7 protein-coding genes are annotated in these 12,788 nt (G+C 39.2%); 1 reads left to right on the top strand and 6 read right to left on the bottom strand.

The features are described from left to right. Window positions 1-51 precede the first annotated feature (51 nt). The 6 genes from C3V44_RS03215 to C3V44_RS03190 form a co-directional block, all read right to left on the bottom strand. The gene (locus tag C3V44_RS03215; protein ID WP_254425461.1) at window positions 52-3,072 is read right to left on the bottom strand and encodes a SusC/RagA family TonB-linked outer membrane protein; all 3,021 of its coding nucleotides are present in this window, start codon (window positions 3,070-3,072) and stop codon (window positions 52-54) included. Window positions 3,073-3,327: 255 nt separating this feature from the next. After that, a complete protein-coding gene (locus C3V44_RS03210; RefSeq protein WP_009418740.1) occupies window positions 3,328-3,927 on the bottom strand; it encodes a 50S ribosomal protein L25/general stress protein Ctc in 600 nt (199 codons plus the stop codon). A gap of 99 nt (window positions 3,928-4,026) precedes the next feature. Further along, the gene (locus C3V44_RS03205; protein ID WP_009418739.1) at window positions 4,027-4,971 is read right to left on the bottom strand and encodes a ribose-phosphate pyrophosphokinase; all 945 of its coding nucleotides are present in this window, start codon (window positions 4,969-4,971) and stop codon (window positions 4,027-4,029) included. Between the two features lie 625 nt (window positions 4,972-5,596). After that, on the bottom strand, window positions 5,597-7,105 hold the full coding sequence (locus C3V44_RS03200) for a DUF6850 family outer membrane beta-barrel protein (protein WP_254425460.1): 1,509 nt from the start codon (window positions 7,103-7,105) through the stop codon (window positions 5,597-5,599). A 101-nt stretch (window positions 7,106-7,206) separates the two neighbouring features. Continuing rightward, complete coding sequence (locus C3V44_RS03195; protein WP_106095500.1) at window positions 7,207-8,415, bottom strand: DUF4876 domain-containing protein; 1,209 nt, start codon at window positions 8,413-8,415, stop codon at window positions 7,207-7,209. A gap of 14 nt (window positions 8,416-8,429) precedes the next feature. Further along, window positions 8,430-11,063: a TonB-dependent receptor plug domain-containing protein gene (locus tag C3V44_RS03190; protein ID WP_106095499.1), complete on the bottom strand. Its 2,634-nt coding sequence runs from the start codon at window positions 11,061-11,063 to the stop codon at window positions 8,430-8,432. A gap of 827 nt (window positions 11,064-11,890) precedes the next feature. Between C3V44_RS03190 and C3V44_RS03185 the strand changes: the two genes are divergently transcribed. Next, on the top strand, window positions 11,891-12,733 hold the full coding sequence (locus tag C3V44_RS03185; protein ID WP_106095498.1) for a serine O-acetyltransferase: 843 nt from the start codon (window positions 11,891-11,893) through the stop codon (window positions 12,731-12,733). Window positions 12,734-12,788 lie beyond the last annotated feature (55 nt).

Here is a 12,788-nt window from a genome sequence, read left to right as displayed (position 1 = left end):
AAACTAATGGCCGAAAAAAGAAATATTCTGTATATAAGCATAATATTCAATTTAAAAAGATAAGTGAAGGTTCAAGGTAATAGTAGGAGGTAGCGGATTTACAATATTATTTGTTTCAGGGTCGCTCTCTTTGTATTGACTCCATACCGCAATATTGGTAGCTGTAACTCCCAAAGTAGCGTGACGTATTTTCCCAATAGAAGCTAAGTCTTCTTGACTGAACTGATAACGCACAGATAGATTCGTAAAGCGTAAGAAGTCGGTCTTCATTAAAGTCTTGTTGTTAGGCTGACTAAGGTTCTCAATGGCACTCGACGAGTAGAAAGGGGTGTGATATCTCTTGTTCTCATCGCCTACTCGCCACCACATATCGGTAAGCTGGGCTTTGGCAGCATTGAAGCGTGCCGAATCCAAGTCGCGAATATACTTATTGCTATAATTGCGCACCCCGCCAAGTGTATAATAGAAGTCAGTAGATAGTTGCCATTGTTTATAGTTCACATAAAAGTTGAAACCTCCGCTAATAGGTGGAGTTGATTGCCCTAAGTAGATAAAATCTTCCCCTCGCAAGGTGGTAGTGGCATTCACTTGTCTACCATCAGCTGTGATAAACTCAGGCAATCCTGTAATAGGATTAATGCCAGTAGAGTTCAGCCCGTAAAGTGCCTCGGTAGATTTGCCTACCTGATATTCAGGGAGCTTCTGATCGGCACTGGTGTAAATACGGTCTCTTCCGTATAGGTCAATCACCTTATTTTCGTTATACGAAAGGTTCCCGCCCCAGCTCACATTCCAATCGGAAGAGGTAAAAATAGGCTGATTGATACTCACTTCTATTCCTTTATTCTCCAAGACACCTATGTTTTGCATCTGTACTTCAAAGCCAGAAGAAGAAGGAATAGGAATGGTAAGCAAAGCATCTTTGGTCGTGCGCTCGTATACTGAGAATTGCAAATTAGTTTTGAAAATAGTAGCCGAAAGTCCAATATCGGTAATAAGGTTTTGTTCAGCTCTCAAATCTTTATTGGGGAGTGCTGTAATATTCATTATACGCGTGTCGGCATAGCTTTCGGGTAGATATTTAAAGGTGGCTGTTATCAGTGAAGGCGATATAGCCTGCGCATTGGCAGTGTGTCCATAAGAACCTCGTATATCTAATTGTGATAGCCACTCTACTTCTTTTAAGAAAGCGTACTCTTTAATATTAACACTTACTCCTAATGCCCAAGCACTGTTCCAACGTTTTTCTCTGGGCAATATCGATGAGGCATCAAGTTTATAAGTACCAAAAAGATTGTAGGTACTATTGTAAGTATACCCAATGAGCCCTCCAAACCCCAGATTCCGATCTGTTTGTTTACGCCCTCCCACAGTAGGTTTCCCCGCTCCTGTAAGCGAGTTGTCAATTGCCGCTACCGAGCGTATTTTGCCGTACAATCCGTGCCCTACTACCGATAGATTATCGGTGATAGAAGTATAGTTGTCGGCATTAGCACCCAGGGTAAGCTCGTGTTTGCCAAAAGTTTTTTCGTAGTTAATACGCATATTAGCTGTAATATTGGTAAGTGTATTTTTAGCTTGGTATAAAGTCCCTAAGGCGTTGCGCGCTCTCCCAGAGTTTCTTTCAGAAAAGGCAGTCTCAGGAGTTATTTGCAAATCATCTGTCAAAGAATAATCTAAACCTGCCACAGCCGATAACTCTAATTCAGGACGTATTTTCCAGTTGAAACTCAATGAAGTCCCTATGTTTTTAGTAATGTTTTCCCTGCTAAACTGATTGAATAGATCGCTATAACTTCTGTTAGGATAGGAATATAGTCGTTTGGAATTTTTACTCTCGTAAGGGTTCAATTGGTAAATCAAATCCTCTATTGAAAAGTTAGCACCATTTGGAGTACTCACCTTTGCATAAGAACCATTAATTGATAGAGTAGCAACCGCATTTTCCGATAAGGCTTGATCTATTGCTAAACGAGAAGAAATGCGGGATAGTCCATTCCCTTTTATCTGTCCGTCTTGTTGCAGATATCCTAACGAGAAAAAATAAGAGGTCTTTTCATTGCCATTTTGGAAACTGAGATCGTGTTTTTGGTATACTTGTAAGTTAGTGAGCTCCTTATGCCAATCGGTATTGATGGCACGTAAAGAGTCTAATTTTTGTCTTCCTTCAGTTAAACGTGCTTGCAACTCAGGGGTACCTCCGTATTTCCTATTGATGTATTCTTCACTGTACAGATAGCCTGGTGTACCTTCATTCTTCAATAAACGCTCTAATTCTAATTTCTCTGCACTGTTCATCAGTTGTGCTTTCAGGGGTGATGCAAAGGTAAATCCCGTTTGTAAGTGATAACTCAATACCTTTTCCCCTCCGCGTTTAGAGGTTATTTCTATCACCCCATTCGATGCTTTAATACCGTATAGAGCTGTAGCTACTGCATCTTTTAGCACTTTCATCTCTTTGATATCTTCAGGATTGAGATAATAAAAGGTCTCTGCCGAAATCATTTTTCCGTCCAATATAAACAGTGGCTGGTTAGCTTCGTCTCCTTTACGTAACGAAGAATTTCCACGTATGCGAATTTCGGGAGTCGCTCCCACTTCACCCCTGTTAATAATGCGTAACCCTGGTGCTTTGCCCTGCAATGCCAATGCCAATGAAGGAACAGGAATATTTTTAACTTCTTGCATCGCTATAGCTTCTACATTTCCCGTTTTAGCACGTACATCTATTTCGTTGATGTTTTGCTTAGCAGTTACCTGTACTCCTTCAAGCATCAACATATCTTCTTGCATCGTGATAAAAAACTCAGCACTCCCCTGAAAGGTACGTTTTACTGTTTTCATTCCTATATAGCTAAAAACAAGCTCACCCTTCTGGTGTAAGGTTTGAAGTGAAAAAGCACCGTTTATATCAGTAGCCATTCCTTTAGCTGTATTGTTAATACGTACCGTTACTCCGCTAATAGGAGTCCCTTCCTTATCTTTAACAACACCTTTAAGAGTGATAGTATTTTGAGCTATCACGTCGCCAAAAAGAATAATAGTAAAGATGAACCATAAAATAAATTTCATTTCACATACCATATTTTGAGAGTGCAAAGATAGTATTTTTATTTTATCTAAATAACAATTGATGAATAATTTTATTAAAGAGAAGGATTATTTTTGTGTGATAATAATCAAATCTGTTTATAATCAGTGGTTTAATTAGTGAATAATTAAATGATAATGTTATGAGAAAAAAAGAGTTTGCTAAACTGCAATATAAAAGCCATAACAAACAATTGTTTGTTATGGCTTTTTTGTAGAAAGTCTATTTGTTAAAAGTTATTTCTTAGTGGCAGCTTTTTCAGCTTTTGCAGCATCTTGTGCGGCTTTCATTGCAGCACGAGATACTCTCACCTGGCAAACCACAGTATTATCTGGGTGCATAATCTTGTATTTATCTTGTGCTAATTTAGTAACGTATAGCTTGTTACCCATTTCTAAGCCCGAAATATCTACAGGAACAAAATCAGGTAAATTGTCAGGAAGAGCTTTTACTTTTAGTTTGCGGTTCACAATACGCAAAGTACCCCCTGCCATAATACCTGGTGAAGTTCCCTCAATTTGAATTGGCACTTCAATAGTAATTTCTTTGTCTTTGTGAAGCTGATAAAAATCGATGTGGATAATTTTATCAGATACAGGGTCAAACTGAATGTCTTGTAGAATGGCGTTATAGGTTTTACCATTCAATTCAATCGCAGCGGTGTATACGTTAGGAGTGTACACGATGTTTTTGAATGCTAATTCAGGTGCTGAAAAATGCAGAACATTGTCTCCCCCGTATAGTACGCAAGGAACCTGTCCAGCATTACGTAAGGCTTTGCTCGCAGCTTTGCCCACGCTTTCTCTTTGAGATCCTTTGATTGTAATTGATTTCATTTATTTATAAATAATTATTAAGTTACTTGTTCTTAGGCGTTAGGTTTTGTTAGATATTAAACATCAATCCTTACCTTTTCTTTTTTGCTTTTCACCTTGCTACATTATAAATTTAGAACTGATAGGCTCGTTGTGGTGTACGCGATGCATTACATCAGCAAAAAGATCAGCACAACTCAGTACTTTTATTTTGCTCGAAGGCTGCTTTAGTGGAATCGAATCAGTCACGATAAGCTCTTCTAAAGCCGAATTCTCTATGCGCTCATATGCGTTTCCGCTCAGTATAGGGTGAGTAGCCACCGCTCTTACACTTACAGCTCCTCTGTCCTTCATCAGTTGGGCAGCTTTCACCAAAGTACCTGCTGTGTCTACCATATCGTCTACCAATACTACGTTTTTACCTTCTACTTCACCTATGAGCTCCATTGTTTCAATCACATTGGCTTGTTTGCGCTGTTTATAGCAAATCACCACATCACATTTCAAGAACTTAGAATAAGCATAAGCCCTTTTAGAGCCTCCCATATCGGGCGAAGCAATACACAAATTGTCTAAGTGCAACCCCTGTAAATAAGGCAAGAAAATGCTCGAAGCAAAAAGATGGTCTACAGGGCGCTCAAAGAATCCTTGAATTTGGTCGGCGTGCAAGTCCATCGTCATAATACGAGTAGCACCTGCCGCTTGCAAAAGATTAGCCACCAATTTTGCCCCTATTGGCACTCTGGGTTTATCTTTCCTATCTTGGCGAGCCCACCCAAAGTAAGGCATTACTGCTGTGATGTGCCTTGCCGAAGCGCGTTTGGCAGCGTCTATCATTAGTAAAAGCTCCATCAAGTTATCTGAATTAGGGAAAGTAGAGCATATTAAGAAAACGCGTGCCCCTCTAATCGATTCTTCATAAGAGGGCTGAAATTCACCATCACTATAATAAGAAAGTTTAACTTCACCGAGCTGAGTACCGTATTTTTGCGCAATTTTCTCAGCCAGCTCTATGCTTTTAGAGCAAGCAAAGATTTTTGAATTAGGGGTGGTTTCACTAAACATTTTTATCAGTAAATGTATTAAGGTATAAAAACTTCTAACTTTTCAGGGTGCAAAGGTACGAATATTAATTGTAATTGCAAGTATCTTGATGTGTTTTTTTATTTTATGAGCCAAAACATACCTCGCTTTACCTTATTTATTTGTCTCTTTATTACACCAATTACACTCTCCCACTACTTTTGTCATTTCTCATTTGTCACTAGTCATCTCTTCCTTTTTCCGTCATATTCCCTCCTAGTGCCTACGGCCTAAGGTCTATCACCTATTTCTCTTTCTTTCGTCTCGAAACCTCGTTTTTAACATTTTTAGCGTTATTGTATTATATTATGAATCAATTTACTTATATACCCTTTCTATACCAATCGTCCAAGATTCGTATAAGCTTCCTATAAGCTCTCTATAAGCTAACCCCACCCTCCTAATACCCTTTTTCCTTCAAAATCCCTCTCAGTCTACTTCTGATATTTTTCGTTTTTCTCCGAAGTCTAAACCCCTTCTTTGAGTCTCTCCGAAATTCTCCAACTAATTCCCACATTTCCTAATTTTCTCATTTCCTCATTTCCTCATTTCCACATTTCCCAATTAATAACCCACTGCTCGCATAATACTCCCCCTTATATCAAACTCAGAAAGTAAGCCCTAAACTAAATTGATGAAAAGTATTCACTTTTTGACTCGTAAATACTCCTATTTCACTGTTAAACCCTACAAAATAGCTTAATGAAGGCGAAAGTTTGTGATGGTATTGCAAACTCACCTCATAACGCTGTCTATCCGAAGCAAGAAAGCGGGCATTGTGCAAAAGCATTGCGCTGAGCTCAGCTTCATTGCGGTCATTGCGCAATAGATAATTCTCGTGTAATACTTTCCGATACCGATACTGCACGCCTGTTACTCCTATACTCTTCTCCCCTAAGGGTGCTACAACACTTATCGTCATTCCAACATTCATATAATCAAAATGCTGAAAACTCCTCACCAAAGTATAATCCTCACGATAGGTTTCATAACTCACATAAGGCATTATACGATACTGCATAGCATTGTCGAAACCAAAAAGCACACCTAACTGATATTGCTCGCATTTAAGGGTATAGTTTTTGTTCTTCGCAATAACCTCTGTCCAATTGTTATTGCGCCCCGAGAGGATAGGCTCTACGCCCTTTTTACTTTGCTGATAATATCCTAATTTAAATCCGTAGTGATAGTGAGCACGACGGAACAATTTGGTAAGTTCTGTATTGAGTACCCTATTGGTTAGGGTTACTGCAACAATCCCATTGTCATCAGTCATATACTTCTCAATCGTCAGTTGATGGTAATCCCCTGTGAGGAAAAAGTCGTCCGCCCTGCTGATAGCCATTCCCCCACCATAACCATAACCTTCGTAAAAAGCCCTCAGTTTATTGCCTTTCAGCAAATGGTTGTAATACCCCAAGCCATTGAGGTGATACACCGTAGGCACCCCTAATTCGTTAAAGAACCTCAGTTCGTTTGATTGGGTATATTTCACAAAAGTGCTATAAACACCCATCTTCCACTGCATTACCTTCCACATAAAACCCGATTGCAATTGCAATTGCGAAGTAATATCCTTAGGACGCGGGTCTTTATCCCTACTTGCTAATTCAGCTTGGTAATTCAAGGAGATGCCCCAATGCAGGCGTTGCCATTGTTTGGCAAAACCACCCGTAAAGGCGTATTGTTCGCTGTGCAAATCTCCCCCTATGGCATCAGCAGTGAAGTAAGGATACAGCAACTCACCATCTAACGACTCGTTCCAGCGAATGTGTTTTAGGGTTCGATTTATATACGACGCATCACCCCAAAGCGTACGTGTGCTGTCATAAGGAAAATAAGAGTTCGCCTTTACTGAGAAAGCAGTATGACCTTCAGGATACTGTTGGGCATACGCCTGCTTATCGCTTCCCTCGTAAGTCGTTTGCACCGACGAAAAGCGATATTTCCCCCAATCTGTCATTGTTGCCGGATTCTGAAAGTAAGCTCTATAAATGCGTTGAATACTTTGTTGCTCTTTCAGTTTCAGCAGAAGGGTATCGATGGTATCTTGCCCCCAAGCAATCATCTCGCAGAGAAAAAATAAAAATAATATGTTGAGTGGACGATGTGTCAATTCTAATTCATTGATTTGTCAATAAAAAATGCTACAAACTTTGCCAAAGTTTAACTTTGGCAAAGTTAAATCTGCAAAAGCAATATTTCACTCTTCACTTTTCACTTTTTAAGTGTAGGTGTAGTGAGGATTTCGAAATCTTCAGTAGAGTTGTTAGTATCTTTAAAGATAGGCTTACCATTGTTTTCAGAAAGAACCTTACGGCGTACAGATTTGCCATAACGGGTTTTGTCTCCCTCATCTTTAGTTACATAAGTATAGCCTGAATCCAAAGAAGTATCGGTCACCAACCATTCGAAACCTTTTTCAGTACTTAGATTTACGGCATCTACTATCCACTCATTAGGAATTTTCAACGTACTTCCTGTCTTTTTAACTATTTTGCCTTTAACATTAACTTCATATTCATAGTCATATCTAAGCGTAGAAGTAGCAGTACCTTCTGGGAAACGCGCTATCACATAGCTTCTATTACCTCGATTATTGAATATGAGAATACCATACAAATTGATGTTATTGGTAACAGTAGGGCTATCTATATCTTTTACTCTTGGAGGATAATAATTCTCAAAGTTAGCTTTGCTCAAATCTAAAGAATTAGGATTGTTTTCTTTATGGTTAATTCCTTGTTCAGCAATAACAATAGAAGCACCTGGTTGCACGGGATATTGAGTGCCTGTACCAGGTATTTGCACCATACCTTCTACTGCAAAGGCCTCTTTCATTATATTGGGAGTGTAATCTCTTTTGGTTACCGTTAAAAACTTAGAATCTGCTAATACCAAACCATCGGCGTAAAGCACCTTATCGGTATTGTTATAAAGTTTGATATACTGGTCACCAAAGTATTGTTTTCCTTCAGGAGTTAAAGTGCCAACAAAAAAGATTTCTTCTATAATAAAGTCATTACCTTTAGCTTTGATAGATAAAGGTATTTTAAAAGAGCTATCGCTAAGCACATCTATTTTGCTAACGAAAGCACTGAGTTCACCTGCTACGGTCTTGCCATCAAGGGTATAAGTAGCAGTGGTGGCAATGCGCAGTTCATAGCTCCCCATCAAAAGAGGAAGGGTTAATTCATTTTGAGAAAGATTAGTAAAAATACGTTCTACTTTCTCATTCTTGTTGAGTTCTGTAAGAGTAAGGGTGAGCGTACCATACCGAACATTGGTTACCTTATTAGGATTTTGTAGCTGAAGGGTAAGATTGCGTGTTGTAACAATGGTGTTGATATTATCATCATCCTTCTTACAAGCGTTTAAGAGCACTAAAGTAAGTGCTAAAGCTAAAAGTTGTTTTAAATGTCTCATAATATGTTAATTTATTAATTTGCTAATTTACTCTTCCCTAAAGAAATGTTCATCTCCATTCCAAAATAGGGGTTGATGAGTCCGCGACGGTTGATGTATTGTCTGTTCACACGGTAGTCCTCGTAAAAGTTGAACAGATTGTTTACATATATCGAAAGGGTAAAGTATTTATAAAATTCTTTTGATATTTTCAGATGTATGTTCATTGATAATGGGGTTCTATCACTGAGACTTATAGTTGTAGGGCGTATGAGCCATTGCAATACGGGGTCACTCGCTTCTGTCGCTGTATATGGGTGACGCACACCATCTTCACTGATGTAGTGAGTGGGCACACGACTAAGAGATGGACTGCTGTTGATAACATACCAAGTGAGGTCGCAACGCACAGAGGTGATGAGATGCAGTTCAGGGAGGTAAGTATCGGCTACGAGACTGGTTTGTAACTGTTCACAGTCGTACTTCTCCATTTCAGGATATACTCCCAGATTGTAATATTTGCGGTTGTTAATGATATCTTTATCGGCAGGACGATATACAGGCAATGAGTTGTAATACAAGCTGTGAAACCACGCACCACTAAGGGTAAAGCGAGTGTTGAGCAATTGTAGGCGCTTGCTACTGTACTGAAATTCCACCCCTTGTTTATCGATAGCTGAGCCATTGCTCTCCATATCTGAGAGTATTAGGGCGTCTTGCACAGTATAGGGCAGGTTTTCTACCAAAGGAGGGGCAGTAATCGCATTGTGATTGAGCCCTGTAGCATCGTATTTTTTATAGAATACCTTGTGATAATCGCTCATTTTTCGAAAACCCGATTGCATACGCTCGTCGAAATAGGTGATAAACAGCGAATGGTGGTCGTATTCCAAGCCAAGACGCACTTCGGCTTTGCTGTTCACCGCGGGCATAATGCTGTAGTTCACTTGCGGAAAAATATACGTTTTATAGTGCAATTGGCGGTATGCCCTTTGGCTGTGATAGTAATTTAGCTGAACAAAATCTTCGTATTTTTCTTGAGGGTAGAGCATCTCTTGAGTAGGGAGTTTGCTGTGCTTGCCCCAACCACCTGTAAGACTGATACTGAGAGCTTTTTGGTTAGCAAACTCAATTTTAGGGAAAGTAACTTTCATATTCACACGTGGGTCGAAACACACCTTGTTATGCAATGCGTAGCGTGAATCAAGTCCTAAAAGGGTGTTGGCACGCAAACCAGCACGCAAAAAGAAATCGGTATGCCAAAAGGTTTTTTCTAACTGTTCTTCAACATAAAAAGACATATCCTGCATCGCGGGAATACTCTTGAAAGCACGCGGACGTGTAGTCATTTCAGGTGAAGGTGGGTGCGCCAAATCGTATACCTGACCCAGACCGTTGTTTTTGTTGTAGTTGTAAGTAAGCCCTATAAGAAACTCGTTAAGGAATCCTACAAAACGTTTATAACCTCCTGCTGCAAAGTCGGTATAAAGGTGTAGCGGTTTGCCATCTACGAGCAAGTGCGACACATAGTTAGGGTCGGAAAATGCGCCATAAAATTCACCTGCTTCTGTGTTTGTGAAGACAGGGCGCGCATTGGTGATTTGCACCCATTTGTCTTGTTCAATACGGTCGAAACTCTGCGAGTAACTAGTTTTGAGTACCAATGTTTTGAAGAATGTTTTGTGGAGTTCCCAACTCAGCCCATTGGCGATACGGATATTGTTGTAAGTAGATTGATAAGCATCATAGCGATCAAAACCTACATCGGGGTCGCGTTTTTCCTTGTCGATAGTGCCCGTATAGTCGATGCTGAAATTCCACGTAAGCGGATTTTTGGTATTAAAGTGTTTTTCGGCACGAGTCGAAGCAGTGTAACGTTTGTAGTTTTCAAAGCTGTTACGCGGGTCGGGTTGGGAATCTAAATAATCCAAACTGAAGTTAAGTTTGAAGCGATTTTCAGTAAGTTCAAAGCCTTTGCCTATATAGAAAAGTTTGCTAAAACCATCGGCTTTGGCGCGCGCCCTAAGGGGAGTATAGCCTTTTTTGCGGTGAATTGTTACTACTCCACTGCTGATGTCACCAAATTTCACCGATGGAATACCGCGTATAATCTCCACTGTTTCAATATCATCGGTAGCAATGGTGCGCATATCTACCCCTGAGCGGGTAGTGTTGCGCTTCTCATCGGCGTAATTCGATTGAGGGGTGATAATCATTCCGGTACCTACCGTAGATTGCATATTGTTATTCACATCTAAGGGAACACCATCAATATTGAAGCCTACGCCTAAAGAGGAAATACTATAGCCGTCCATAGGCGTTCCTGTCTGCCTGAGAGTGAGCGTATTGGCATAGTTCAGTGAGGGAGTCGTAACTTGCCGACCAGGGAGCAAACTCACCAAATCGGCAAAGCTGGAAGGCTGGAGATGTCGCATAGCTTTGCGGTCGATAAGCAAAGTAGAGGTAGGAGCAGGAAGTTCTTTGGCAGTTACTACCACTTCTTCTAACTGAATAGGCTGTGTAGTATCAGAAATAGTAGTAGGAGAAACAGTGGTGAAAGTTGCAGTTTGAGCGTAAAGAGCTGAGCAAAAAATAGGAAAAGCAATGAGTGCCAAAGAGATGAACCTTTGGTATCGTAATGATTGTGTATATTTCTTTTTACTTTTCATTCTTCACTAAATAGGACTGCAAAGGTAGTACTTTTTTTGAATTATATAAAACAAATCTAAATAATATTAATATTAAACTTATAAAAATGCTTAATTTAACATCTGTTAAATATAACAGAATACTATTTTTTCAATCGCTTTTGCATCACTATATTACCTCTCGTCGAATTCATTTAACCTTTGCACCTCCTACTATCCCCTTCCTTCCATTTCTTTCAAAGTCTTTCCGAAACCTCCAATAAGTCACTTTTACATTTATTAAATTCCAAATTTCCTAACTTTCAAATTGACTAATTCTCTAATTTACCCTTCCTTTTCTTTCGTATCGAAACCCTGTTTTTGGCATTTTTAGTGCTGTTGTATGATATTATGAATCAACTATTTATATACCCTTTCTATACCAATCGTCCAAGATTCGTATAAGCTTCCTATAAGCTTCCTATAAGCTAAGCATACCCATTTTACCTCTTATCTTTTATCTTTTACCTGAATTACCTCTTCCGTTCCTCTTCGTTATCTTTCTGCTTCTTCATCTCTTTTCTAAGACAATCCGAGAACTCCGATTATATCTTTTTGTATAACAAAGAAAATAAAAATATTTCAGTTTTTCTTTGGTAGTTAGAAAAATATTCTTACCTTTGCCCCGATTAATAGAATAGTACTGTATGAAACTGTATACTTTTCAAATAATGATGATGTGTTGTACCTTCTCTGTGAGCGGTGCAAGACTCGTTATTTCTTGAAAGTATCAGTATATATATTTTAGTAAACGAAATAACAACGCCCCACTGCTCATAATAGGTAGTGGGGCTATTTTTTTTATAATAATGACAAAAGTAAATTGCACCGAGAGTTTCATTATCGAACTCTATCAAGAAAGTAAAAATATCAAACATCACGTAAGCAAACAGCGTATTAACGCCTTTGTAGAAGAACTCTTTCAGTTCTTATTTCTCATAGATGAGCGTACTTGTCTCTCTAAAGCGAATATAGAAGCACGCTATGAGGAATTGCGTTATGATTTTATCAGTATTGTAGATGATTTTCTGCAAAACAAACCTCAGAAAGAGCAACTAACTGATTATTACGATTGTATTTTGCCCACTATTTATGCTCAATTAAAACAAGATGCTCAGTATTTTATCGATAGCGACCCAGCAGCTACCTCTCTGAGAGAAGTACAAGTTACCTATCCTGGTTTCTTTTCTATTATGGTATATCGTATCGCTCACGAACTATGGACGCGCGAAGTACCACTCTTGCCCCGTATACTCACCGAATACGCCCATAGCAAAACAGGTATCGACATTCACCCAGGAGCAACCATTGGCGTCCCTTTTATGATAGACCACGGTACGGCTATTGTTATTGGTGAAACTACGGTTATAGGTAACCACGTAAAAGTATACCAAGGGGTTACCTTAGGGGCACTTTCAGTATCGGTAGATAAGGCTCATACCAAACGTCATCCTACTATTCAAGACAATGTGGTAATTTACTCAGGTGCCACAATCTTAGGAGGTGAAACCGTAATAGGTCACGATAGTGTTATTGGCGGGAACGTATGGCTTACCCATAGTATAGAACCTTTTACTAAAGTTTTCCACAAGAGTCAAATTATAGTAAAAGACAACGAAGTGTATGAAGAACCTATTAATTTTGTAATTTAGTCTTTAAACATTAGTCCCTAATACCAATTCACTAATCATTAACCACTAACTATTA

Origin of the sequence: Capnocytophaga sp. oral taxon 864, from assembly GCF_002998835.1 — a bacterium.
Classification (GTDB): Bacteria; Bacteroidota; Bacteroidia; order Flavobacteriales; family Flavobacteriaceae; genus Capnocytophaga; species Capnocytophaga ochracea.
This window is presented reverse-complemented; position numbering and strand designations above follow the sequence as displayed.

Bases quoted from the DNA above. Each gene is read 5' to 3' on its own strand.
- C3V44_RS03215 (WP_254425461.1), bottom strand. From the start codon at position 3,072: ATGAAATTTATTTTATGGTTCATCTTTACTATTATTCTTTTTGGCGAC.
- C3V44_RS03210 (WP_009418740.1), bottom strand. From the start codon at position 3,927: ATGAAATCAATTACAATCAAAGGATCTCAAAGAGAAAGCGTGGGCAAA.
- C3V44_RS03205 (WP_009418739.1), bottom strand. From the start codon at position 4,971: ATGTTTAGTGAAACCACCCCTAATTCAAAAATCTTTGCTTGCTCTAAA.
- C3V44_RS03195 (WP_106095500.1), bottom strand. From the start codon at position 8,415: ATGAGACATTTAAAACAACTTTTAGCTTTAGCACTTACTTTAGTGCTC.
- C3V44_RS03190 (WP_106095499.1), bottom strand. From the start codon at position 11,063: ATGAAAAGTAAAAAGAAATATACACAATCATTACGATACCAAAGGTTC.
- C3V44_RS03185 (WP_106095498.1), top strand. From the start codon at position 11,891: ATGACAAAAGTAAATTGCACCGAGAGTTTCATTATCGAACTCTATCAA.